This window comes from Pseudarthrobacter sp. S6, assembly GCF_050156575.1.
Taxonomy (GTDB): Bacteria; Actinomycetota; Actinomycetes; order Actinomycetales; family Micrococcaceae; genus Arthrobacter.
Genome location: NZ_CP189581.1, coordinates 3799777 through 3822582 on the forward strand (window position 1 = coordinate 3799777; position 22806 = coordinate 3822582).

At 64.6% G+C, this 22806-nt stretch carries 25 protein-coding genes and 1 pseudogene; 19 read left to right on the plus strand and 7 right to left on the minus strand.

What is annotated here, in order from left to right; genetic code table 11:
* The first annotated feature begins 117 nt into the window (after positions 1–117).
* Complete coding sequence (locus tag ACQCS0_RS18235; RefSeq protein ID WP_426939947.1) at positions 118–927, plus strand: carbonic anhydrase; 810 nt, start codon at positions 118–120, stop codon at positions 925–927.
* Between the two features lie 22 nt (positions 928–949).
* Here ACQCS0_RS18235 and ACQCS0_RS18240 read toward each other — a convergent pair whose 3' ends face one another.
* On the minus strand, positions 950–1882 hold the full coding sequence (locus ACQCS0_RS18240; protein ID WP_426939948.1) for a threonine/serine dehydratase: 933 nt from the start codon (positions 1880–1882) through the stop codon (positions 950–952).
* A 205-nt stretch (positions 1883–2087) separates the two neighbouring features.
* On the opposite strand from ACQCS0_RS18240, the gene ACQCS0_RS18245 reads away from it, so the two are divergent.
* From ACQCS0_RS18245 to bcp, 8 genes and pseudogenes are all read left to right on the plus strand, one after another.
* Positions 2088–2219, plus strand: a complete 132-nt coding sequence (locus ACQCS0_RS18245) for a hypothetical protein (protein ID WP_426939949.1) — start codon at positions 2088–2090, stop codon at positions 2217–2219.
* Between the two features lie 179 nt (positions 2220–2398).
* Positions 2399–3199 carry a hydroxypyruvate isomerase family protein gene (locus tag ACQCS0_RS18250; RefSeq protein ID WP_426939950.1) on the plus strand — a complete coding sequence of 267 codons (801 nt, stop codon included), beginning with the start codon at positions 2399–2401 and terminating at the stop codon, positions 3197–3199.
* Complete coding sequence (locus tag ACQCS0_RS18255; protein ID WP_426939951.1) at positions 3088–4110, plus strand: 2-hydroxy-3-oxopropionate reductase; 1023 nt, start codon at positions 3088–3090, stop codon at positions 4108–4110. Before ACQCS0_RS18250 ends, ACQCS0_RS18255 begins: the two co-directional genes overlap by 112 nt.
* Positions 4111–4262: 152 nt before the next feature.
* The gene (gene gcl / locus ACQCS0_RS18260) at positions 4263–6041 is read left to right on the plus strand and encodes a glyoxylate carboligase (RefSeq protein WP_354154485.1); all 1779 of its coding nucleotides are present in this window, start codon (positions 4263–4265) and stop codon (positions 6039–6041) included.
* Between the two features lie 25 nt (positions 6042–6066).
* On the plus strand, positions 6067–7254 hold the full coding sequence (locus ACQCS0_RS18265) for a glycerate kinase (RefSeq protein WP_354154484.1): 1188 nt from the start codon (positions 6067–6069) through the stop codon (positions 7252–7254).
* Positions 7247–8607: pseudogene (allB, locus tag ACQCS0_RS18270) on the plus strand (allantoinase AllB). The gene ACQCS0_RS18265 and the pseudogene allB overlap by 8 nt, the downstream one beginning before the upstream one ends.
* An 11-nt stretch (positions 8608–8618) precedes the next feature.
* Entirely contained in the window at positions 8619–9362 is a 744-nt protein-coding gene (locus ACQCS0_RS18275; protein WP_354222542.1) for a winged helix-turn-helix domain-containing protein, read from the plus strand.
* A 73-nt stretch (positions 9363–9435) separates the two neighbouring features.
* Entirely contained in the window at positions 9436–9903 is a 468-nt protein-coding gene (bcp, locus tag ACQCS0_RS18280; protein WP_354154481.1) for a thioredoxin-dependent thiol peroxidase, read from the plus strand.
* Between the two features lie 84 nt (positions 9904–9987).
* Here the strand turns inward: bcp and ACQCS0_RS18285 are convergent, their stop codons facing one another.
* The 6 genes from ACQCS0_RS18285 to ACQCS0_RS18310 all read right to left on the minus strand — a co-directional run bounded on the left by ACQCS0_RS18285 (position 9988) and on the right by ACQCS0_RS18310 (position 14170).
* Positions 9988–11091, minus strand: coding sequence for a D-TA family PLP-dependent enzyme (locus tag ACQCS0_RS18285; RefSeq protein WP_354154480.1), 1104 nt, complete (start codon positions 11089–11091; stop codon positions 9988–9990).
* A gap of 32 nt (positions 11092–11123) precedes the next feature.
* Positions 11124–11474: a PfkB family carbohydrate kinase gene (locus ACQCS0_RS18290; RefSeq protein WP_354154479.1), complete on the minus strand. Its 351-nt coding sequence runs from the start codon at positions 11472–11474 to the stop codon at positions 11124–11126.
* A 9-nt stretch (positions 11475–11483) separates the two neighbouring features.
* Positions 11484–11861, minus strand: a complete 378-nt coding sequence (locus ACQCS0_RS18295; protein ID WP_354154478.1) for a hypothetical protein — start codon at positions 11859–11861, stop codon at positions 11484–11486.
* Positions 11858–12031 carry a hypothetical protein gene (locus tag ACQCS0_RS18300; RefSeq protein WP_354154477.1) on the minus strand — a complete coding sequence of 58 codons (174 nt, stop codon included), beginning with the start codon at positions 12029–12031 and terminating at the stop codon, positions 11858–11860. The genes ACQCS0_RS18295 and ACQCS0_RS18300 overlap by 4 nt, the downstream gene beginning before the upstream one ends.
* Positions 12032–12045: 14 nt before the next feature.
* The gene (locus ACQCS0_RS18305) at positions 12046–12402 is read right to left on the minus strand and encodes a zinc-binding dehydrogenase (RefSeq protein ID WP_354222557.1); all 357 of its coding nucleotides are present in this window, start codon (positions 12400–12402) and stop codon (positions 12046–12048) included.
* Between the two features lie 1393 nt (positions 12403–13795).
* Entirely contained in the window at positions 13796–14170 is a 375-nt protein-coding gene (locus ACQCS0_RS18310; protein ID WP_426938897.1) for a helix-turn-helix domain-containing protein, read from the minus strand.
* A 72-nt stretch (positions 14171–14242) separates the two neighbouring features.
* Here ACQCS0_RS18310 and ACQCS0_RS18315 point away from each other — a divergent pair, with 72 nt between their 5' ends.
* From ACQCS0_RS18315 to ACQCS0_RS18360, 10 genes are all read left to right on the plus strand, one after another.
* Positions 14243–14992 (plus strand): HAD family hydrolase, encoded by a 750-nt coding sequence (locus tag ACQCS0_RS18315; protein WP_426939952.1) that lies wholly within the window; start codon positions 14243–14245, stop codon positions 14990–14992.
* A 221-nt stretch (positions 14993–15213) separates the two neighbouring features.
* Complete coding sequence (locus ACQCS0_RS18320) at positions 15214–15519, plus strand: hypothetical protein (RefSeq protein ID WP_354154475.1); 306 nt, start codon at positions 15214–15216, stop codon at positions 15517–15519.
* A gap of 675 nt (positions 15520–16194) precedes the next feature.
* Entirely contained in the window at positions 16195–16887 is a 693-nt protein-coding gene (locus ACQCS0_RS18325; protein WP_354222544.1) for an N-acetylmannosamine-6-phosphate 2-epimerase, read from the plus strand.
* A gap of 61 nt (positions 16888–16948) precedes the next feature.
* A complete protein-coding gene (locus tag ACQCS0_RS18330; RefSeq protein WP_354154472.1) occupies positions 16949–18499 on the plus strand; it encodes a PTS transporter subunit EIIC in 1551 nt (516 codons plus the stop codon).
* An 11-nt stretch (positions 18500–18510) separates the two neighbouring features.
* Entirely contained in the window at positions 18511–18981 is a 471-nt protein-coding gene (locus ACQCS0_RS18335) for a PTS glucose transporter subunit IIA (RefSeq protein WP_354154471.1), read from the plus strand.
* Positions 18982–19066: 85 nt separating this feature from the next.
* Positions 19067–19945 carry a PRD domain-containing protein gene (locus tag ACQCS0_RS18340; RefSeq protein ID WP_354154470.1) on the plus strand — a complete coding sequence of 293 codons (879 nt, stop codon included), beginning with the start codon at positions 19067–19069 and terminating at the stop codon, positions 19943–19945.
* A complete protein-coding gene (locus ACQCS0_RS18345; RefSeq protein ID WP_354154469.1) occupies positions 19942–20202 on the plus strand; it encodes an HPr family phosphocarrier protein in 261 nt (86 codons plus the stop codon). The genes ACQCS0_RS18340 and ACQCS0_RS18345 overlap by 4 nt, the downstream gene beginning before the upstream one ends.
* A gap of 108 nt (positions 20203–20310) precedes the next feature.
* Positions 20311–21090, plus strand: coding sequence for a glucosamine-6-phosphate deaminase (gene nagB / locus ACQCS0_RS18350; protein ID WP_354222546.1), 780 nt, complete (start codon positions 20311–20313; stop codon positions 21088–21090).
* 105 nt (positions 21091–21195) lie between these two features.
* Positions 21196–21441 (plus strand): hypothetical protein, encoded by a 246-nt coding sequence (locus tag ACQCS0_RS18355; protein ID WP_354154467.1) that lies wholly within the window; start codon positions 21196–21198, stop codon positions 21439–21441.
* A gap of 115 nt (positions 21442–21556) precedes the next feature.
* Positions 21557–22777, plus strand: a complete 1221-nt coding sequence (locus ACQCS0_RS18360) for an IS110 family transposase (RefSeq protein WP_354222548.1) — start codon at positions 21557–21559, stop codon at positions 22775–22777.
* The last annotated feature ends 29 nt before the right edge of the window (positions 22778–22806 follow it).

Consider the following 22806-nt stretch of genomic DNA (forward strand, 5'->3'; position numbering starts at 1 on the left):
CGTGGGTCACATCCTGCAGCGAGGCTCTGTGACAAGACCTGCCACCGGGCCCCGTGATAGTCGTCGTAGGTCCGGCCGGGCTCTCCGGTACGGACTTACACGACCCGAAGGATGGAAATGCGCAGCGCCACAATAATGACCAGGAAGTCTTTGCTAGTTGGATCCGGCCTGGGGCTGGTGGCACTGATCACCGGCTGCGGCAAGCCCGCCGCCGGGGTCCCGGCACCCTCGCCGGCCACCCCCGCAGCGCCCCACGCCTGGTCCTACGACGGCGCCGAAGGCCCCGATCACTGGGGCGCGTTGAGCTCCGATTTCGGTTCCTGCTCTTCCGGCACCGCCCAGTCCCCCATCGACGTCGGAGGTGCTTCCGGCATTAGGCCGGCGCCGATCACGCTGGCCTATTCGGCTTCGGAGGGCGAGATGACCGACAACGGCCACACCACCGAGCTGCGCGCCCTCACGGCCCAGGGCATAACAGTGGAGGGCAAGCAGTATGACTTCAAGCAGATGCACTTCCACGCACCGTCCGAGCACACGCTGGAGGGCGTCCGCTACGAGGCCGAGTTCCATTTCGTCCACCAGGCCGACGACGGCGGGCTTGCCGTGATCGGGATCCTCGCCACTGTTGGGGCTACCAATGCGGCGTGGGCGCCGTTCACGGACGGTGTGCCTGCCGCAGCCGATGGGCAGAAGGTGGCGGCCGGCGTCGTGGACTTCCCGGCACTGTTCCCGGCGTCACTGGACCATGTCGCGTATGACGGCAGCCTGACCACACCGCCCTGCTCGGAAGGCGTGCGCTGGCTGCTCCTCGAGACCACCGTCGAGCTGGGAGTCGGGCAACTCGCCGCACTGCGCGCGGCGCACGCGGGCAACAACCGGCCGGTCCAGCCGCTCAACGGCAGGGACGTGGCTGTGGTCGATCAGTAGGGCCTCAGGGCACGCGCCGGCCTCAGACCGTGGCGGGATCCGTGTTGGCCCCGCAGAGGATCACGGCAACGCGTTCCCCGTCCGCCGGAATATAGGCGCCGGAGTGCAGGGCGGCGAAGGCCGTGGCCGCGCCGTGCTCCACGATGATGCGGTACTGCTCCCACAGCAGTGAGCGGGCGGCAACGATGTCCTCGTCGGTGACCAGCACGGCGCGGACGCCGGTACGGACGGCCACTTCGAAGCCGATCCGGCCGATCTGCCGGGCCCCCAGGGAGTCCGCGGCGATCCCGGAGACGGCCACGTCCACGGGTGCCCCGGCCGCGAGCGCGGCATGGAGGGTGGGCGTGGATTCAGACTCGACGCCCACCACTTTGGCCCGGCCCTCCACGGCGGCCGCGACCCCCGCCATGAGCCCGCCACCGCCCACGGCCACCACTACGGTGTCCACGTGACCCAGCTGCGTCAGCAGCTCGGTTCCGATGGTGCCGGCGCCGGCAGCGATCTCGGGTTGGTCGTAGGCATGGCAGTAGACCGCGCCGGTCTCGGCGGCGTAGGCCATCGCGGCGTTGTACGCCTCGGAGTATTCGGCACCGTGCTGGATGACGTTGGCGCCGATGGCCCAGAGCTTCTTGACCTTCACGGCCGGGGCGGTCTCGGGAACGAATACGGTGGCCGGGACGCCGACTTCCGCGGCGGCGTAGGCGTTGGCGAGGCCGGCGTTGCCGCCGGAGGCCACCACGATGCCCACGTCGTCCTTCAGTTCGCCGCGCTCCCGGCAGGCCAGGACCCGGTTGAACGCGCCCCGGGCCTTGAAGGTGCCGGCGTGCTGCATGAACTCGCACTTGAACCACACGTCGTCCGGGAATGGGCCGCGGTCTGCCGCCAGCACGGGCGTGATGCGGATCCGCCCGGCAATCCGGGCAGCGGCTTCGTCGATGTCGGCACGTGTGACCATGGGGAAATCCTCGTTCCGGGTGGGGCTGGGTTCAATGTTCAGGCTATCGCGCGAAATATCCCACGAGCGCCGGTGTTGCCCCGGTTCCGATCCTCTCCTCAGGTCTGATCGGGGTTCCGCGGCAATGGCTGGCCCGGCCAGGCGGAAACAAGCCGACACGGCCTACTGTCGACCCGCTGGATTTACGTGAACACTGAAGACAAACTTGCCCGGCCTCACCCTGGACATCCCGCTGATCCCCGCCCTCTCAAGCGAAAGGGCCCGCACCTACGCGCGGCGGGACCGCAAGGAGCCCAAACGGGATTCGACGCGTCCCGGCGGCCGTGCGGCGTTCTGAGCTGCGGCAAGTCCCACCGGCCTCTTCCAGCCCCCGCCCGTCCCGACACTCCCCTTGACTCCAGCGTCCACCTTCCCTAAACTTTTCATAAAGCAGAATCTAAATTCCACAAAGCGGAAACCCGCATAGGGTCAAGACAGCGGAAGATAGATCAAAGCCCCTCCCCGGAAGGACCTACGATGACGTACACAGTGAACTGCTCCATCCTCTTGACGGAGCTTCCCCTGCTCGAGCGCCCCGCAGCCGCAAAGGCTGCTGGCTTTGACGCCGTCGAGTTCTGGTGGCCCTTCGAGACCTCCGTCCCCACGGACGCCCAGGTCACCGGGTTTGAGAACGCCATCAAGGACGCAGGCGTCCAGCTCACGGGCCTGAACTTCAACGCCGGCAACATGCCCGGCGGCGACCGCGGCCTGGTTTCCTGGCCCGCCCGCTCCACCGAATTCCTGGACAACATCGACGTCGTTGCCGGCATCGGCGAGCGTCTGGGCTGCAAGGCCTTCAACGCCCTCTACGGCAACCGCATCGACGGCGAATCGGCCGAGAAGCAGGACGCCGTCGGCGCCGAAAACCTCGCCGCGGCAGCTGCCGGCGTCGCGGGCATCGGCGGCACCGTCCTCCTCGAACCCGTCAGCGGCGCCCCCAAGTACCCGCTCCTCACGGCCGAAGACGCACTCAAGGTCATCGCCCGCGTCAAGGCGGAATCCGGCGTCGAGAACATCAAGCTCCTCGCGGATTTCTACCACCTGGCAGTCAATGGCGACGATGTCGCAACCGTCATCGAAAAGCACGCAAAGGACTTCGGCCACATCCAGATAGCCGACAACCCCGGCCGCGGGGCTCCCGGAACCGGTGAGCTTCCTCTCGGCGAATGGATCGCCCGCAGCCGCGAACTCGGCTACGACGGCTACATCGGCCTCGAATACAAGGAACCGGCGGAAACCGCGTTCGCCTGGGCCATCCGCCAGCGCGTCGCCCGCTAATCCACCATCAGACTTTCAGCAAAGGAACCACAATGAGCAACGTTGCAGTCATCGGACTCGGAATCATGGGCCTGCCCATGGCCATCAACCTGGTCAAAGCCGGCCACACCGTCACCGGCTTCAACCGCAGCCAGGACAAGATCGACAAGCTCGTCTCCGAAGGCGGCCAGGGTGCCACGAGCATCGCGGACGCCGTGAAGGACGCCGACGTCGTCATCACCATGGTGCCGGACTCCCCCGACGTTGAGGGTGTAGTCAGCGGCAAGGACGGCGTCTTCGCCAACGCGAAGAAGGGCACCCTCTGGATCGACGCGTCCAGCATCCGCCCGGACGTTGCCAAGCGCCTCTCCGACGACGCCCAGGAGGCCGGCATCCGCCCCCTCGACGCCCCGGTATCCGGCGGCGAACAGGGCGCCATCAACGCCGCACTCTCCATCATGGTGGGCGGCGAGGCAGCCGACTTCGAGGCAGCGCAGGACGTCCTCAATGCGGTCGGCAAGACCATCGTCCACGTCGGCCCGGCAGGATCCGGCCAGACCGTCAAGGCAGCCAACCAGCTGATCGTCGCCGTCAACATCCAGGTCCTGGGCGAAGCGATCGCCTTCCTCGAGGCCTACGGTGTCGATACGGACGCGGCCCTCAAGGTCCTCGGCGGCGGCCTGGCCGGCTCCAAGGTCCTGGAGCAGAAGGGCCAGAAGATGCTGGACCGCAACTTCGACCCCGGCTTCCGCCTCGCCCTCCACCACAAGGACCTCGGCATCGTCACCTCGGCAGCCCGCGAAGCCAATGTCGCCGTCCCGCTTGGCGCCGTCGTCGCACAGCTCGTCGCCGCAACCGTCAACCAGGGCGACGGCGGCCTCGACCACTCCGGCCTCTTCAAGCAGGTCCTGCAGCTCAGCGGCCGCAAGTAGGCCTAGCGACCAACCGATAGTTTTTGTCCAGATAACGCCCTCAATTCCCCCTCTACACGGCGTTATCTGGACAAAAACTATCTTCAGCACACCAAAAATCGGGCTTCACCAAGCTCAGCCACCGAAAAACACAGACTTTCAAGGAGTACACAATGACGAAGATGCGCACTGTTGACGCTGCCGTCGCGATTCTGGTAAAGGAAGGCGCCATCGAGGCCTTCGGCCTGCCAGGCGCGGCAATCAACCCGTTCTACTCGGCCATGCGGAAGAACGGCGGTGTCCGCCACACGCTGGCCCGCCACGTTGAGGGCGCCAGCCACATGGCCGACGGGTACTCCCGGGCCCAGGACGGCAACATCGGCATCTGTATCGGCACCTCGGGCCCTGCCGGCACGGACATGATCACCGGCCTGTACGCGGCCTGGGCGGATTCCATCCCCATGCTCTGCATCACCGGCCAGGCCCCCGTGGCCAAGCTGCACAAGGAAGACTTCCAGGCCGTGGACATCCAGACCATCGCCGCCCCGGTCACCAAGTTGTCCATGACCATCATGGAGCCGGGCCAGGTTCCGGGCGCCTTCCAGAAGGCCTTCCAGCTGATGCGCTCCGGCCGTCCGGGCCCGGTTCTGCTGGACCTGCCGTTCGACGTGCAGATGGCCGAGATCGAATTCGACATCGACGCCTACGAGCCCATCGTGGTCCAGAAGCCCACGGCCTCCCGCAAGCAGCTGGAGAAGGCCCTGGACATGCTGACCGCAGCCGAGCGCCCGCTGATCGTGGCCGGTGGCGGCATCATCAACGCCGGCGCCTCCACGCAGCTGGTGGAACTGGCCGAACTGCTGAATGTTCCGGTCATCCCCACCCTGATGGGCTGGGGCACCATCCCGGACGACCACGTCCTGATGGCCGGCATGGTGGGCCTGCAGACCAGCCACCGCTACGGCAACGAGACCATGCTGGCCTCCGACTTCGTGATCGGCATCGGCAATCGCTGGGCCAACCGCCACACCGGCGGCCTGGACACCTACACGGCCGGCCGCAAGTTCGTGCACATCGACATCGAGCCCACCCAGATCGGCCGCGTGTTCTCGCCGGACCTGGGCATCGCGTCCGACGCCGGTGCGGCGCTGGACGGGCTGATTGAGCTGGCACGCGAGCGCCAGGCAGCGAAGTCCCTGCCGGACTACTCCGGCTGGGTTGCCGAGTGCACCGCACGCAAGGGTTCCCTGCAGCGCAAGACGCACTTCGAGAACGTGCCGATCAAGCCGCAGCGCGTGTACGAGGAGATGAACAAGGCGTTCGGCAAGGACACCACCTACGTTTCCACCATCGGCCTCTCGCAGATCGCCGGCGCACAGATGCTGCACGTCTTCGGCCCGCGCAAGTGGATCAACGCCGGCCAGGCAGGCCCCCTGGGCTGGACCGCCCCGGCCGCCCTCGGCGTAGTCCGCGGCAAGCCGGACGAGACCGTTGTTGCCCTGTCCGGTGACTACGACTTCCAGTTCATGATCGAAGAGCTGGCCGTGGGCGCGCAGTTCAACCTGCCGTACATCCACGTGGTGGTGAACAACTCGTACCTGGGCCTGATCCGCCAGTCGCAGCGCGGCTTCGAGATGGAACAGAACGTGTCCCTGGCGTTCGAGAACATCAACTCACCGGAAACAAACGGGTACGGCGTGGACCACATCAAGGTGGCCGAAGGCCTGGGCTGCAAGGCCATCCGCGTGGAAAACCCGGCGGACCTGCCGGCCGCGTTCGACAAGGCCAAGGCCCTGATGAACGAGTTCAAGGTTCCCGTGGTGGTTGAAGTGATCCTGGAAAAGATCACCAACATCTCCATGGGCGTTGAGATCAACGCCGTGAACGAGTTCGAGGAGTTGGCCGCCCGCGGCGAGGACGCCCCCACCGCGATCATCGCCCTGCTGGACTAGTCAGAAACCGATAGGAGGTACCGGAATGCGTGTGGTCATCGCCCCGGACAAGTTCAAGGGCTCGCTGTCCGCCCCCGACGTCGCCAGCCGCCTGAGCGCGGGACTGCAGTCAGTTGTGGCGGACCTCGAGACCACACTCATTCCGGTGGCCGACGGCGGCGAGGGCACCCTCGACGCCGCCGTCGGCTCCGGCTTCACCCGCCGGAGCGCCACCGTCACCGGCCCCACCGGCCAGCCGGTTCGGGCCGACTTCGCGGTCCGCGGCCGGGAGGCCGTGATCGAAATGGCCGCAGCTTCCGGGCTCGCGCTGCTGCCCTCCGTCATCGCAGGCGGCAGCCCTGACTCCGGAACGGCCACCACCGCCACGAGCCTGGGCACCGGCGAACTGATCCGGGCCGCCCTGGACCTGGGCTGCCGCAAGTTCATCCTGGGTGTGGGCGGCAGCGCCAACACCGACGGCGGCGCCGGAGTTCTGCAGGGCCTCGGGGCAGTGCTCCTGGACGCCGAGGGCAACGAGCTCCCCGGCGGCGGGGCCGCCCTGGCCCGCCTGGACCGGATCGATTTCTCCGGCCTGGACGTCCGGCTGGAGGATTCCCGCTTCACCCTGGCATCCGACGTCGACAATCCCCTTCTGGGGCCCAGCGGCGCCGCCTCGATCTTCGCACCGCAGAAGGGCGCGACGCCGAGTGACGTCGTCGCGCTGGACGCGGCGCTGACGAACTTTGTCTCGGTCCTTGCCGGCGAGATCGGCGTCCGCGCCGAGCATGCCGCCGTCGCACCCGGCGCAGGTGCAGCCGGCGGCGTCGGCTACATTGCCATCGCGGCGCTGGCCGCGGCACGCAGGCCGGGCATCGACGTCGTACTCGAATTCACTGAACTGGAGCAGCGGCTGGCCGGCGCGGACCTGGTGATCACCGGCGAAGGCAGCCTGGACGAGCAGAGCCTGCTCGGCAAGACCCCCATGGGCGTGGCCCGCGCCGCCGCGCGCGCCGGAATTCCCGTGATTGCCGTCTGCGGCCGCAGTACGCTGAGCCAGGAACAGCTCACGGAAGCCGGGTTCAGGGCAGTTCACGCCCTGACCGATTTTGAAAACAATGTAGAGAAATGTATGGCCGAAGCAGGCCCGCTGCTTGAAGAATTAGGTAAGCACATCGGCATGCACCTGCCTGCAAGTGCAGCGCGTACCGACACCAAGGAGAACGTCCATGTCTGAAGAAACCACCCTGGCGGCCGGCGCGTTTGACCTGGTCATCCGTGGCCAGCGCATCCTCACCACCGCGGGCATCACCGCCCGTGAAGTGGGCATCCGCGACGGCGTGATCGTCGCCATCGAACCGTTCGGCAACGGCCTCACCGGCGGCCAGGTCATTGACCTGGCCGACGACGAAACCCTGATCCCCGGCCTCGTGGACACCCATGTCCACGTCAACGAGCCCGGCCGCACCGAGTGGGAGGGCTTCGCCTCCGCCACCCGCGCAGCCGCCGCCGGCGGTGTCACCACCATCATCGACATGCCGCTGAACTCCATCCCGCCCACCACCACCGTGGAGAACCTCAAGCTCAAGCGCGAAGTGGCCGAGGACCAGGCGTTTGTGGACGTCGGCTTCTGGGGCGGTGCCGTACCGGGCAACAAGAAGGACCTCCGCGGCCTCCATGACGAGGGCGTCTTCGGCTTCAAGTGCTTCCTGCTGCACTCCGGCGTGGACGAATTCCCGCACCTCGAAGCAGACGAGATGGAGGAGGACATGGCCGAGCTCAAGTCCTTCGACTCCCTGATGATCGTCCACGCCGAGGACTCCCACGCGATCGACCGCGCCCCGCACCCGGGCGGTGACCACTACGAAACGTTCCTGGCCTCCCGCCCGCGCGGTGCCGAGAACAAGGCCATCGCCGAGGTCATCGAGCGCGCCCGCTGGACCGGCGCCCGCGCCCACATCCTGCACCTCTCGTCCTCCGACGCGCTGCCCATGATCGCCAGTGCGAAGCGCGACGGCGTTCACCTCACCGTGGAGACGTGCCCGCACTACCTGACCCTGATGGCCGAGGAAATCCCCGACGGCGCCACCGCCTACAAGTGCTGCCCGCCGATCCGTGAGGCCTCCAACCGCGAGCTGCTCTGGAAGGGCCTGCAGGAGGGCACCATCGACTGCATCGTCTCGGACCACTCCCCCTCCACCCTGGACCTGAAAGACCTGGAAAACGGCGACTTCGCCGTGGCCTGGGGCGGCGTCTCATCGCTGCAGCTGGGGCTGTCCCTGATCTGGACCGAGGCCCGGCACCGCGGCATCACCTGGAACAGGTGGTGTCCTGGATGGCTGAGAAGCCGGCCGCACTGGCCCGCCTGCACAACAAGGGCCAGCTTGCCCTCGGTTACGACGCGGACTTCTCCATCTTCGCGCCGGACGACGCTTTCGTCGTCGACGTCACCAAGCTCAAGCACAAGAACCCCATCACGCCCTACGACGGCAAAGCGCTCTCCGGCGTCGTCCGCAAAACGTTCCTTCGCGGCAGCGAGATCGACGGCCGCACGCCCAGCGGCAAGCTGATCCGCCGCGGCGGCGTCTGAGGCGCAGCGCGATGGCCGTAAACGTCCACGCCCCCTACCCGCGGCCTCGCGCCGGCGCCCGCGTCGGCTTCAGCCCGGGAGCTCGTCCCGGCCCTCAGCCGGGGCTTCAGCCGCGCGGCCCTCAGCCGGGGCTTCAGCCGCGCGGCCTGGCGGTGTGGCTCCAGCCGTGTGAAGGCCAGGAGATCGACCCGGCGGTCTGGGCCCAGGCTGCCCAGGCGGTCCTGGCTCGTGCCCGGCAGCTCGCTCCGGAAGCCGGAATCCACCTGTGGACCGCGGCCGGAACCGGAACGCCCGACGTCGAAGGTTCGGACGCTGCCGACGGTTCAGCCGTTTTCGACGGCGCTGGCGTTTCGGGAACGGCGTCCGACGCCGGAAACGGTACCGCCGCCGTCGCCCCACCGGTCTCCCTGCCTGTCTCCCTGGCCGGAAGGCGCAGCGTCGTGGCTGTCGATCTGGCTGCGGATACCGTCCTCCTGGACGGTGTCCCGGTCAGCCTGACCTTCATGGAATTCAGCCTCCTGCGGTACCTCGTGGAGAACCAGTCGCGTCCTATTAAACGTGAAGAACTGCAACGCATTCTCGAGTCGCTGGACTGCCCCGGCGCCGCATTCCGCTCCATTGACGTGTACGTTGGCCGCGTCCGGCGCAAGCTGGGCTCCGCCCGCCACGCCATCGCCACGGTGCGCGGGGGCGGCTACCAGTTTGTGCCCGGACCGGGCAGCACTGTCCGCGGACCCGCGGAATACTGCATCTAGCTAGTCCGTTGCAGTCATAGATTGATCGCCGGCCACGGCGGTTGCCCCACACCCCCCAGTCAAGGATCCTCACATGACCCAGAAACTCCTCCCCGGAACACAGGCCCCCGATTTCGCACTGCTCAACGCAGACGGCCATAAGGTCTCCCTCTCCGATTACCGCGGACGCAACGTCGTTGTGTACTTCTACCCGGCAGCCGCCACCCCCGGCTGTACCACCGAGGCCTGCGACTTCCGCGACAACCTCGCCAGCCTGCAGTCCTCTGGCTACGAGGTCCTGGGCATCTCCCCGGACGCGCCTGAGAAGCTGGCGGCCTTCACCGGAGACTTCGCCCTGACGTTCCCGCTGCTCTCCGACCAGGACCACGCCGTGGCGCTGGCCTACGGCGCCTGGGGTGAGAAGCTCGTGAACGGCGAAGTGGTTGACGGCCTGGTCCGTTCCACCGTGGTGCTTGACGCCGAAGGCAAGGTCATGCTCACCCAGTACCAGATCCAGGCGCAGGGCCACGTCGCAGCACTCAAGGCAGAGCTCGGCCTCTAAGCTTCGCCGGCCTGACACTTGCATGGCCCTAGCCGAGCGGCTACGACGCCGGGACTTCCCGGCGTCGTAGCCGCTTTTTGGGGACTATTTGTTTCGTCCGCGTGCGGCCACGTGCCAGCGGTCCACGATTTTGCCGCCGCTGACCACGGTGACGTCGTCGACGAGGTTCATGGCGATGCAGACGTGATTGGGGACCACACGCAGCCGGTCTCCGAGAGCCGGCAGCGTTGTCTCTTCCGGCCACACAACGGTGGCGTGGTGTTCTGACAGTGCGGTGATCCGGGCGTCCGGATGGTCCAGGAGCCGCCCGAATCCGGTGGTCCAGCCGGGCCGGTCCCCGCCGAGGATCTTGCTGCCGGAGTCCAGGATGACCCTCCGCGGCATGAGGTCGGTGCCTTCATGACGGCTGACGATTGTTGCCGCGATGGTCAGTGCGATGTCTTCGGCCGCACAGCGTTCCAGTTCCAGTTGTTGGGCGTCTCCGAAAACGTATACGCCGGGCCGGACTTCCGTGGCTCCGGAGTCGCCAGCGGTGAGGGCTGCGGTGGGGGTGGATCCGCCGCTGCGGTGGGCGACGTGGAAACCTGCCGCGTTGAGCAGGCCTGCGGCTTCGCCGAGGGCCAGCCGTTCCTCGTCCATAGCCTTCAACGGCATGCCCGGAGCATAGCTGTGCCCTGGAAACGTGAAAATCCCCGTGACGCGCAGCCCACCCCGGGATGCGGCCTGGGCGACGCCGACGACGGCGTCAGGCGCTATCCCGCTGCGGTGATGGCCGCAGTCGATCTCCAGCACCACTTCAACCTGGCCGACGGCACGGCCCAGTGACGCGGCCATGGTTTCGGCTGCTTCCCGTGAGTCCAGTCCAACTGCGATCCTGGCTTTTACTGCAAGTTTCCGGAGCCGGTCAGCCTGCCGGGGACCGACCCAGAGCGGATACGCGATGAAGATATCTTTGGCCCCGTGCTCTGCAAAGACTTCGGCCTCTCCCAGGGTGGCCACGGTCAGCCCGACGGCTCCGGCTGCCAGCTGCATTTCAGCGATTTCGGGCACTTTGTGCGTCTTGACATGCGGCCGAAGGTGCAGGCCCTTGGCCCGGACGGCAGTTGCCATGCGGTCGATATTTCGCTGGAGCACGTCCCGGTCGATGATGATCTCCGGTGTGTCGATTTCCGCTGGGATGGTCATCATTCCACTCTACGTGGAAAGAGTCATCGCATACTCTATGTATACAACACCGACCGTCGCTGCGGACCCTCTGAGCGGAGATTCGTCCTTGCTCCAACGCTGTGAGCCCGGCGCGAACGTACACCTGGGGCCCTAACCGACTGGACGCACCATAGTCGAGCAGACGCACGACGGCGGGACCTCCCGCCGTCGTGCGCTTTCGCCATGAAGGAGTCGCCGGCGCCCACGGAGTCTGCCACGGTAACGGGTTCGGGAGCCATCGCCATGCGACCCTGGCGGGCCAGAATGACCGGGCCTGGGGCGCCGCGCGTCAGGGCTACGAACGCCGGTCCGAGTTCCAGCCAGGCTGCCAGGCTCTCCTCGGGTGCCGGTGCGGATGGAGCCACACGAGGTCTTCATCGCTGGCTTCGACGATGTGGCTGGCGGCCACGAAGCGTTCCGCCTTTTGTGCGGGCCGTGGCCACATCGGGGCCTATCGCCGGCCGACAATTGGGGTCGAAAGAGATCGTCACCCCCTCACGGGCGGCCCTCAGCAGTCCATGCGTGGCTTGGTCACCCGGCCCCAGCACGGCCGCGATCGATCCTGTATGGACGTGGGTGGAACTTTCGACCGCTGCCAAAGCCGCAAGCGACGTCCCGTTGATGTCCCAGCTGATGTCGAACGCGTAGGTGGCGCCGTCGTCGGGACCCAGCGTGGCGATCGCCGTTGACGTAGGCGAACTGCCGTCCCGGACCACTGTGACGCCATTAGCCTTCAGATGCCCCTCGATCATGTGCCCATGTGGATCATCGGCTTAGTGCGGTACAAGGTTGGTCGCCAGACCAGCCGCGCCACGCCCACAGCCAGGTTGAGGGGACTGCCTCCCGCGTGCGCCTGGACTTCGCCCGGCCTGCGGGGGTCGCTGATGGTGTCCTCGAGCGACTCGCCGATGACGGTGGTCATGGTCACCGGCCCGGTTAGACCACGGCTTTGAGCTGGATCGCCAGCGGGCAGGTGTTGGTGTAGCGGAAGACGCCGGAGAGCGAGATCTCGCGGTTCTGGAGGTAGGAGACGGGGAGTTCGACGTCGTCGGCCCCGAGTCCCACGAGGATGACCCTGCCTGCGGGCCCGACGGCTTTGGTCCCTGAGCGGACGGCCTGCGGGGCGCCGGAAGCGTCGATGAACGCATCGACGTCGAGCCCTTCGCTACTGTCCGACCTGGCGTTCAGGGCATGCGTGGCGCCGTGTTCGAGGGCGAACGCCAGCCGGCCTTCGGCGATGTCCGTGATGTAGATTTCGCTGGCGCCGAAGGCGCGGGCTGCCTGGGCGGCGATTGATGCCGATGGGGCGGGCGCCGGCGATCAGGACCCGGCTGCCGGGCTTGATCTGGGCGCGTTCGCAGGCCCAGAGGCCAACGGAGAGCGGTTCGATGAGCGCTGCCGTCCCGGCGTGCCATGCTCACCTGGATCCATCCCTTCGCCGGTTGATGTCCTCAAAGCAGGGCAATCTTCGACGTCCCTCGTCGTATTATCCACGAATTTCCTTCCCGCGGAGGGTTACATCACGCTGATTGCGATCCGTCGATTTCGACTTTGACACCCATACCCAATTCGGCCGGAATCGTGGTCCGCGGGGAAAGTCGCTGCAAAGAACTCACCATAGACGGCGTAAGTTCCGCCCAAGCACCCTCGGTGCTGATATAGACGCGCACGGAAGCCAGATCGGGCGTCGTTCCTCCAGCCGCGTCAATCACGTTTCGAAGGTTGTTGAGCGCGCGGTGTAACACCACCGGCAGAGAGGCCCGGGATCCTGTGATGCCCAAAACCAGAAACCGCCACCAGCCCCAAAATCAAGCAGGACCGGCAGCGGTTCGGTGGATCAACGCTGAGCGAGGGCCTACATCGAGCCTGAAAGCTGCGACGCTGTGGCCCGAGCAGCGGTACTGGTCTGGCCGGCGCTGTGGTCGGCAATGACGGAGGTCCGGCCGCAGTGCGGACACGTCGTTTCGCCGAGACCAGTGGGATCAGAGCAGTGCAGTCCGCCTCGATAGAAATAGTCCCGTGCGTGCCCGTGACTGTCCTCAACATGCTGAACGTCATAGTCGGCCACCCAAGCGTGGTCACAACCAGTGCAAGTGAAAACGAACCGTTCGAACGAAATTTCCTTAAGAATCATGCTGTTCTACTTTCGGTCTGCCCAATAATTTAGAGTGCGAAGGACCGCTGGCTACAAGGCCAGCCCGGCCCTACCCGAGCCCTCCTGATGTGATGTCGGTCACGGAAGCTCGTTCCAGAGCCAAAGCTACGCCTCAAAATTCATTTAGTCGAGACCTTTTAAAGATAAATCTTCATGCGGGCACTTCTTTACATTTAGGTCTGCAATGCGGGAGATGTGAGGTGTGTCAAGGATGTGAAAAAGGCGAGTCCCTCTGCGACATCCGCCTCGACTTGATCATTCCCACCGGCAAACGCAAAGGCCGCAACCCCAGCCTGGCTAGCATCCAGGGGCGCTCACCGAGCACGAGAAACGTCAGGCCTACCCCGAAGCTGTTGTCCAGGCCCACGCCGACTTCGCCACGCTCCAGCCGAGCACCTGACGCGACGGAACGCCGTGGTCAGCCATATCCGCCCAATTTTCGGCGAGTACTACGGCGACCCCCATTAAGGCCCGGTCCTCCTGAAGGTGTCGTGAACCGCCAAGTTTGCTTTTAGAGGGCGGGTGTCATTTTCAAAAGTCTTTTGCACGGGTGAGTTGATTTTCCGGGGTGGTGCATGTGACTGCTGAGCGGTGGGTTTTCCGTACTTGTCTGCACAATGCGTCCATTTGCTCAGTACACGCATGCACGATTCGACTGCGTTGCAACTGGGGGCCTGGTTGAAGGTATTGGTAGACGGTTTGGCGGCTGACCCCGAATTCCCGGGCGAGTGCGGCTTTCGCCTCGCCGGCAACGGCACGTCGCACCAGGTCGGCCGCCTGCCGGGCTTTCAGCGCTTTGCCCCTGCCTTTGTATACGCCGGCTTTCTTGGCTAGGGCGATCCCTTCGCCCAGTAAACGAGGACGATGCCACGTCCCCAGAGGGTACTTTAGAGATACAAGCCACATAAGGGCTACATTTGTCTTCGGATGGGCGAATCCACAGGCGACAACCCTAAAATCTATGTCCGAGTGCCGAGAATGAAAGACACCGCATCCATGACCCCCTTGAATGACCGCACCATCCTTGTCTCCGAAGCCAAGGCCGCTGAGGTGAGCCGGCCTTTGCGGCCCGTAATCGGACAGACGTTTGACGCTGTCTTGTTCGATATGGATGGCACCCTCATTGATTCGACCCCCGCGGTGCTTCGGTCCTGGCTCGCGTGGTGTTCCGCATATGGACTCGACCCATCCTTCCTCGACGGCGCCCACGGCCAGCCAGCACGGGATATTGTGGCTTCTCTGGTCCCGCCCGAAGAGTTCGACGCAGCCTTTGAGCGCATTCAACGACTTGAAATCACCGAGGTCGGCGGTATCACTGTCCTTCCGGGGGCCGCCGAAGCGCTCTCGGCGATCGGGGAATATCGCAAAGCGATTGTTACCTCGTGTACGCGGGCCCTGGCCGCGGTACGAATCACTGCTTCCGGGCTGGTGCCGCCCCGCGTGGTAGTCACCGCCGACGATGTCAAACGCGGCAAACCGGACCCCGAACCCTTCGCGCTCGGCGCCCGACGGTTGGGCTTCGAGCCCGGCCGCTGCCTCGTCGTTGAAGACGCATCGGCTGGCCTGCGCTCCGCGCATAATGCCGGCTGCACGACCCTGGCGGTGGCGGGCACACACCCCGCGGTGGATCTATGTGCCGATCTCATCATTACCAGTCTGATTGAACTCGAATTCTCGGCAACGGCCAGCGGCATCCACATCGCGCGGCGCGCGTCCCCAGGCGGGTAATTCCGCCGACTCCCACCAGAGTCCACGGAGCTCCGGTACAGCCGGGTAAGCGACGCGTCCCTTCCGATCCGGACAGGATGCCCGGTTACCCTCGCCCCGACACGCGGCCAGCGCCCGATCTCATCGAAGACGATCACCCGAACGCTAGTACGGGGACTGTGGAAATAGCGGTGCATCCGGCCCGACACGCCAGGCTGTGAGTCTGGCGGGAAGGAGCCGATATGACGGCGCCACTGGGTGCCGTAAAAAACACGGAGACCGCTACGAAAAAGAACGAGACTTCCGAGGCTGATGCGGCCCGGCCGAAACTCCCCGTACTTCACCAACAACCGGATACCGCCAAGGAATTCATCCATTCCTACCCAGAACTGAATTGTCGCTTTCGTGACTTCATCGATTCCGGGAGTGTGCGCGCCTTTGTTGCCCGCACCGCGTTGCCACGCCACACGCAAGAAATCAGGGTCGTGCACCAGGTTGAACAGGTCATCAAACCTCAGGCCAGAATCGCCTCTGGCCCACCGATGTAGTTTCGTCTGCATCCGCTGTACTTTCATCTGGGCACCATCGATTCGCGCCCACATGTCCTCACTGGTATTCACCGGTGAACCTCCAACGATTACAACAACTCCGCTACCTGACACACTGCCGCCCTTCGCCATGTGGCCGGCTTTCCCAGCCTCGGACTACTACGACGGCGCTGCCCCGGATGCGCCCTTCGACAGGCATCGCATCTATCCGCCAACTCGCTCGGAGTTAATGGAGCGGAACGCATTTCCTTGGTTTGAGCAGGCCTACATTTCAAGAGGCGTAACGACACCGGTTCCTCGCGTATACCTTCTCGTCTCGCCCACCGGACCCGGCCCATCAAGGAATCCTGAACCGTCCCGACTTTGTCACGGCTGCTCCCACCTTCACCACCAATCCGTCGATCAGGCTGCCGTCAGCTTCAGCCAGCAACTACGACTACCAGCCGACGAAGGCCTTCCACCTCCATTCGAAATACAAGCGCCTCGTGGCGCACCACCGTTAATGAGGAATCCCACGCGAAGGGGTGACGAAACCGGGTAAGCGGGTGTATGTTTTACCAACGCGGTCTTTCGCGTAAGTCATCGGGATTGTAACTTTCGGCAAAACCTGAGACGGAAGTTCATGTGCGGTCTTGTGCATGGACAACTACGTCTTTCAGCGTCCGAGGAGTTCCGATGACAATCCCTTTTCTTGTAGACGGCCTGCGCGGCGGTCTTGTTGTGTCCTGCCAGGCATTGCCGGGCGAGCCATTGTTCATTGCCGAAGGCGGAGTCATGCCGCTCCTGGCGGCAGCTGCCGAGCAGGGAGGGGCGGTTGGGATCCGCTGCAACTCTGCGCGTGACGTCCGCGAAGTCAAGGCATCTGTCGGGCTCCCTGTGATCGGGCTCATCAAGAAGCAATACCCGCCGTACGAGCCCTACATCACTGCAACCATGGCCGAGGTGGAAGCTCTCGTGGCCGCGGGTGCAGACATCGTGGCTTTGGACTGCACTCACCGTGAACGTGTTGATAGGCTCAGCCCCGCCGGGTTTATCGCGCAGATCCGGACTGAACACCCGGGCCTGGCCCTCATGGCAGACATCGCCACGCTCGATGAAGGTCTGGCAGCGGCAGAAGCCGGCGTCGACTTTGTCGGGACTACGCTCAGCGGCTATACGCCGCAGTCCCAAGGGGCACCAGCCCCAAATTTTGGACTGGTCGAACAGCTGGTAGTTGGAACCGCGGTGCCTGTCATCGCTGAGGGCCGAATCCGTACCCCGCAGCAAGCCCGCCAGATGCTTGACCTTGGCGCCTTCTGCGTAGTGGTCGGCGGTGCGATTACCAGGCCCCTGGAAATCACTGCGGACTTCGTCAAGGCCTTCGCCTAAACCTCACCCCCTTCCCTTCATGCGCGACGTCGTCGTCGCGCCGGAAATGAAAGTAGTCACCATGTTCAAGCAACTTCAAAAGGTCGGCAAGGCATTCATGTTGCCGATCGCTATCCTTCCGGCCGCCGGGCTCCTGCTCGGCATCGGCGGCGCGTTGTCCAATCCCAACACGGTCCAGGCCTTCCCGGCGTTGAACAACCCGACTCTGCAGGGCATATTCGGAGTCATGTCCGCCGCGGGGGCGACGGTCTTTACTAACCTTGCCCTGTTGCTGTCGATTGGTCTCTGCATCGGACTGGCGAAGCGCGATAAGGGCACCGCTGCGTTGGCCGGCGTCGTGGGCTATCTGGTCATGACCGCCACCATCAAAGCGATGCTGGACATCTTCAGGCCAGGGGCCGAACCTGTAGACACCGGCGTAGTCGGCGCATTGGTCATTGGCGCCGTCGCCGTTTTCTTGCACAACCGTTACCGCAACATCGAATTGCCGGCCTTCCTTGGATTCTTCGGCGGGTCCCGCTTTGTGCCGATCGTGACAGCCTTCGCCGCCATCTTCGTAGGTATCTTTTTCTTCCTCGCCTGGCCGCCCATCCAGCAGGGAATGGTTTCAGCCGGCACCTGGGTGGCTGGCCTTGGCCCAGTAGGGACGTTCTTCTACGGCTTCTTTATGCGCCTCAGCGGCGCGGTAGGCCTTCACCACATGATCTACCCCTTGTTCTGGTTCACCCCATTGGGCGGAACCGAGCTGGTTAATGGAGTGTCCGTGTCGGGCGCCCAGAAGATCTTCTTCGCACAGCTGGCTGATCCTAACCACGTTGGAATGTTCACCGAAGGCACCCGTTACTTCGCCGGCCGCTTCGCCACGATGATGTTCGGCCTCCCGGCCGCGTGCCTGGCAATGTGGCACTGCGTCCCCAAGGGCCGACGCGCCAAGTACACCGGCCTATTCCTCTCTGTTGCGCTCACCTCCTTCATCACCGGCATTACCGAGCCCATCGAGTTCATGTTCCTGTTCGTCGCGCCGCTGCTGTACGTGTTCCACGCCTTCCTCGACGGTGTCTCCTTCTTCCTCGCCGATATCCTGAACATCCGCCTCGGCAACACCTTCTCCGGCGGCGCGATCGACTTCACGCTCTTCGGTATATTTCAAGGCAACGACCGGACCAACTGGCTGCTCGTGCTGCCCATCGGCGCGGTCTGGTTCGCCCTGTACTATTTCTCCTTCCGATTCGCGATCAAGCGGTTCAAGATTGGCACCCCCGGGCACCTGGAGGACACCATCTCCAGTGATGCAGAACCGGAAGCCCAGGGCCAGGAAGAGCCTGCCCTCGTGCCGGCAACGGTCGGCCGCCGTGGCGAAAGCACAATCAATGCAGAAGCCGCCAAGGTCTTGGCAGCCCTCGGCGGTGCCGCCAACCTTGAAGAGGTAGACGCATGCATAACACGCCTCCGCGTATCTGTGAAGGACCCCGCCCAGGTTGATAAGCCCGCGCTGCGAAAGCTTGGAGCTGCGGACGTGTTTGAAGTCCGGGGCGGCGTGCAGGCGGTCTTCGGCGGCAAAGCCATCTTGTACAAAAACGCAATCAATGAGAGTCTCGGCCTCGACGACTGAAGGAGCACGCCATGCTGAACCCATTCAAGAAAAAGAGCGAGTCCATCTACAGCCCCGTCTCAGGGCGAATCGTCTCCCTCGACGAGGTCCCGGACCCCGTCTTCGCAAAGCGCTCTGTCGGCGACGGATTCGCCATCGAGCCGACCGACGGATCCTTCCGTAGCCCCGCGGACGGCGAACTGGTCCTGGTGGCCAAGACACTGCACGCGTTCGCCGTCCGTACCCACGAAGGAGCGGAGATCCTGGTCCACATCGGAATCGACACCGTCACCCTCAAAGGCGAGGGATTCACCGGTCACCGGCAGGCCGGGGACATGGTCTTCCGCGGTGACCTCATCATCAGCTGCGACCTCGACGACCTCAGGACAAAGGTGCCCTCCATGGTGACCCCCGTCCTGCTGACCAACGGCACCAAATTCTCTATGAGCTCACCGGAGTTCCAGGCCAACGGTGCGTCCGTGATCACGGTCCGGCGGAAATAAGGGAGCCAACCATGGAAGTAACGACACGCTGCGGGGACTTCGAGGAAACTCACTGCCACAGACCGGGCCACCGTGTCCAGGACCAATGGCCAGCGACGTGACGGCATCGACGCAGGCCAGCATCAAGCGCGTCTACAACAACAACGTCGTACTCGCGATCGAAACGGACGCCACCGAGGTGGTGCTGCTGGGCAAAGGCATCGGTTTTCAGCGTCGCCCCGGCGAGACCGTCGATACTTCCCTGGCCGATCAACGTTTCGTCGCTGAGGGGCCCTACCGGGCCCCTCAGCTGGCAGGCTTGCTCAGCGACGCACCCGCTGACCAGATCACACTGGCCCAAACCATCACCGAACTGGGACATGCAACTCTTGGCCTGGAACCGCGACAATCGCTCATGATCCCCGTCCTTGACCACCTCACGTTCGCAGTACGCCGGGCTCAAGAAGGCACCCACATCGACTTCCCACTCCGGTGGGAGGTAGCCCAGCTCTACCCGGCAGAAGCAGCGTTAGGCCGCCACGTTGTGACCCTGGTGAACGAACGCCTAAAGGTCCAGCTGCAGGAAGATGAATGGGTCGCGTTCGCACTGCACTTCGTCAACCAGCAGTGGACCAAAGGAGACTTCTCCAAAACCGTCGCCATGACCGAAACCATCAGCCGGGTCTTTCTCCGGCTGGCCGAACGCTGGGGCACACCGATCGATGAGAACGCAAGCAGCGCGGCGCGTTTCGTGACACACCTGCGCTATGTATTCGCCCGGGCCGCCAGCGGCAAACAACTCAACACCTCCCGCCTGGACGTGCTCACAGCCGTACGTCAGGCCTATCCGGAGGCCGCCGAGGCCGCCCTGGACATAGCCGAGCTGATCGGCAAAGCAATTAACCGGGTCATCAGCGACGACGAAATTTCATACCTCGCCCTTCACACAACACGCCTCTACGCCGAAATGAAAGAGCAACAATGACCAGCAAGACTGTAACCGTCGGGTCGTCCGTCGGCCTTCACGCCCGTCCTGCCGCACAGATGGCGCAAGCAGCCGCAGCCTACGACGAGGAAATCACCCTTACACTCCCCGGCAAACCGCCCACCGACGCCGACTCCTCCCTCATGATCATGATGCTGGGAGCAACCCACGGTGACACCATTACGGTAGCTTCCGACGATCCCGCCGCCGTTGAAGCGATCACGGCTCTCATCGGCAGTGAGCTGGACGTCGCATAGCTGCATAAGCACCGACGCAGGTTACGTCCCCGGCGTATGACAGAGGGCCGCAACTTTGGAAGCCCGCCCTTAACAGGAGCGACGGCAACCGAAAGGCACCCACACCGTATGGAAATCATCATCCTTCCCACCCCTGCCGACGTAGCCCGCACGGCTGCCGACGTTATCGAACAGCTGGTTCGGCGTGGCCCGTCCGTTCTTGGGCTGGCCACCGGCTCCACCCCGCTTGGAACCTACCGGGAGCTCACCGAGCGGCACCGGAGCCGCGGCCTGAGCTTTGCTCAGGCGCAGGCATATCTCCTGGACGAATATGTGGGCCTGCCCACCGCGCACCCGCAGTCCTACCACTCGGTCATTCGGGACGAATTCACCGACAGCGTCGACTTCCGCGCCGGCAGCGTGCACGGGCTCAACGGCATGGCTGAGGACCTGGAGGCAGAAGCTGCCCAGTACGAGGCTCGGATCACTTCAGCTGGTGGGGTGGACGTTCAGCTCCTTGGTATCGGAACCGACGGACACGTAGGTTTCAATGAGCCTATGTCATCGCTCGGTTCCCGCACCCGGATCAAGACCCTCACCCGGCAGACCCGCGAAGACAACGCCCGCTTCTTTGACAGCTCGGACGATGTTCCAAACCACGTCCTGACCCAGGGCCTGGGCACCATCCGGGAGGCACGGCACCTGCTGCTGCTCGCCATGGGTGAGGCCAAAGCAGAAGCCATCGCCGCTGCGGTGGAGGGTCCAGTTGCCGCTAATTGCCCGGCCTCCGCGCTCCAGTTGCACCCGCACGTCTCCGTCCTAGTGGACGAAGCAGCGGCCTCCCGGCTGGCGCACCGCGAGTACTACACAGACACGTTTGGCCGTAAACCGGCGTGGCAGGGACTCTAATTCCGGGATCCGCAGAGAGCCTCGGACGGGTTCGTCAACCGGGACCTGCGCGCACTCACCGCACAGCTACGTGGAACCGACCCCGGCACCGTTACAGTCGGGCAGATGACCTATGACCTGCGCCGGCCTCGCCACCACGGACTCATCGAACGCAACACACACTCCCATCGCTACCGGGTCACCGACACCGGCCTTTCCACCGCAATGTTCATCAGCGCCGTTCACGACCGGCGGCTCCCCACCGGCCTGGCCGACCTGGAAACCCCGGTACCAACGAGGCTGCGGGCCGCCACGCGCTCCTACCAAACAACGATCGGCAACCTCACCCACATCACGGGACTGACCGCATGAGACCGAACCTGACCCAGCCACCAAAAACACGACCCAAACATCACGGGTTCGCCGACTTAGCCTTCTAGCCTTTGTGTCCCCTGCGGGACGCCCGTTCCGGGCTGAAAATGGTGCCGTGGCCGCCTGTCAACGCCGTGCCTTCCCCGCGGAGGGGAACTCGAAGAAGCGGTTGCAGGAGGTGTCCACGCATTCGACGATGAGCCGGTCGGTGGCGGAGCTGGCCAACCATCTGGTGGAGCTCCGGGTCGAGCGGGTGGTGATGGAGGCAACCTCCGATTATTGGAAGCCGGTGTTCTATCTCCTGGAGGCGCATGGGCTCGAGCCATGGCTGGTCAACGCGCGCGACGTCAGGCATTTGCCGGGACGTCCGAAAACTGACGTGCTCGACTCGGTCTGGCTATGCAAAGTCGCCGAGCGGCAGATGCTCCGTCCCAGTTTCGTCCCGCCTGCCCCGATCCGCCGGCTGCGGGACCTGACCCGGTACCGGATCGATCTGGTCGGGACCCGCACGGCGGAGAAGAACCGGGTCGAGAAGCTTCTTGAGTACGCGTGCATCAAGCTCTCTGTCGTGGCCTCGGACATTTTCGGGGTTTCCGGCCGGGAGATGATGGCAGCGCTCATAGACGGCGAACGGAACCCGAAGGTCCTCGCGCAGCTGGCACGGGCAAGCATGCGCAGGAAGATCAGCGAACTCGAGGAGGCGTTCACTGGCCTCTTCGATGACCACCACGCCTTCCTGCTGGCCCGGATGCTGTCCAGGATCGACGGCATTGATGCTGATATCGCCGCGGTCGATGAACAGATCGAGGCGCAGCTTGCCCCTTTCGCGGTAGCGGCGGAGCGTCTGGATGAGATCCCGGGCATCGGCCCCGTTGCCGCCGCGATCATTCTGGCCGAAATCGGGGTCGACATGTCCCGGTTCCCGACCGCGGGACACCTGTGTTCCTGGGCGAAGTTCTCCCCGGGCATCAACTCCTCTGCCGGGAAGACCAAGGGCAGCGGGTCGACCGGGCACGGCAACCGCTATCTCGCCCGGATCCTGGGCGAGGCCGCCGTCGGTGCCGGCAGAACGGATACCTTCCTCGGCGAACGCCACCGGAGGCTGGCTAGGCGGCGGGGCAAGAAACGCGCCATCGTCGCCATCGGCCGTTCCATCCTGGTCATCAGTTGGCACCTCCTGAAGGACCCGGATGCACGGTTCCATGACCTCGGTGTCGATCACTTCAGCCGCCGCACGAACCCGGACACCAGCAAACGCAATCACGTCCGCCAACTCGAAGCCCTCGGCTACACCGTCACCTTGACCCCGCAGCCTGACACCCACCCATATCGATAGCGCCGACCAACCGCCACACAGTGACGGGC

Bases quoted from the DNA above. Each gene is read 5' to 3' on its own strand.
- ACQCS0_RS18235 (WP_426939947.1), top strand. From the start codon at position 118: ATGCGCAGCGCCACAATAATGACCAGGAAGTCTTTGCTAGTTGGATCC.
- ACQCS0_RS18240 (WP_426939948.1), bottom strand. From the start codon at position 1,882: ATGGTCACACGTGCCGACATCGACGAAGCCGCTGCCCGGATTGCCGGG.
- ACQCS0_RS18250 (WP_426939950.1), top strand. From the start codon at position 2,399: ATGACGTACACAGTGAACTGCTCCATCCTCTTGACGGAGCTTCCCCTG.
- ACQCS0_RS18255 (WP_426939951.1), top strand. From the start codon at position 3,088: ATGGATCGCCCGCAGCCGCGAACTCGGCTACGACGGCTACATCGGCCT.
- gcl (WP_354154485.1), top strand. From the start codon at position 4,263: ATGACGAAGATGCGCACTGTTGACGCTGCCGTCGCGATTCTGGTAAAG.
- ACQCS0_RS18265 (WP_354154484.1), top strand. From the start codon at position 6,067: ATGCGTGTGGTCATCGCCCCGGACAAGTTCAAGGGCTCGCTGTCCGCC.
- ACQCS0_RS18275 (WP_354222542.1), top strand. From the start codon at position 8,619: ATGGCCGTAAACGTCCACGCCCCCTACCCGCGGCCTCGCGCCGGCGCC.
- bcp (WP_354154481.1), top strand. From the start codon at position 9,436: ATGACCCAGAAACTCCTCCCCGGAACACAGGCCCCCGATTTCGCACTG.
- ACQCS0_RS18285 (WP_354154480.1), bottom strand. From the start codon at position 11,091: ATGATGACCATCCCAGCGGAAATCGACACACCGGAGATCATCATCGAC.
- ACQCS0_RS18295 (WP_354154478.1), bottom strand. From the start codon at position 11,861: ATGATCGAGGGGCATCTGAAGGCTAATGGCGTCACAGTGGTCCGGGAC.
- ACQCS0_RS18300 (WP_354154477.1), bottom strand. From the start codon at position 12,031: ATGACCACCGTCATCGGCGAGTCGCTCGAGGACACCATCAGCGACCCC.
- ACQCS0_RS18310 (WP_426938897.1), bottom strand. From the start codon at position 14,170: ATGTGGCTTGTATCTCTAAAGTACCCTCTGGGGACGTGGCATCGTCCT.
- ACQCS0_RS18315 (WP_426939952.1), top strand. From the start codon at position 14,243: ATGAAAGACACCGCATCCATGACCCCCTTGAATGACCGCACCATCCTT.
- ACQCS0_RS18320 (WP_354154475.1), top strand. From the start codon at position 15,214: ATGACGGCGCCACTGGGTGCCGTAAAAAACACGGAGACCGCTACGAAA.
- ACQCS0_RS18325 (WP_354222544.1), top strand. From the start codon at position 16,195: ATGACAATCCCTTTTCTTGTAGACGGCCTGCGCGGCGGTCTTGTTGTG.
- ACQCS0_RS18330 (WP_354154472.1), top strand. From the start codon at position 16,949: ATGTTCAAGCAACTTCAAAAGGTCGGCAAGGCATTCATGTTGCCGATC.
- ACQCS0_RS18335 (WP_354154471.1), top strand. From the start codon at position 18,511: ATGCTGAACCCATTCAAGAAAAAGAGCGAGTCCATCTACAGCCCCGTC.
- ACQCS0_RS18340 (WP_354154470.1), top strand. From the start codon at position 19,067: ATGGCCAGCGACGTGACGGCATCGACGCAGGCCAGCATCAAGCGCGTC.
- ACQCS0_RS18345 (WP_354154469.1), top strand. From the start codon at position 19,942: ATGACCAGCAAGACTGTAACCGTCGGGTCGTCCGTCGGCCTTCACGCC.
- nagB (WP_354222546.1), top strand. From the start codon at position 20,311: ATGGAAATCATCATCCTTCCCACCCCTGCCGACGTAGCCCGCACGGCT.
- ACQCS0_RS18355 (WP_354154467.1), top strand. From the start codon at position 21,196: ATGACCTATGACCTGCGCCGGCCTCGCCACCACGGACTCATCGAACGC.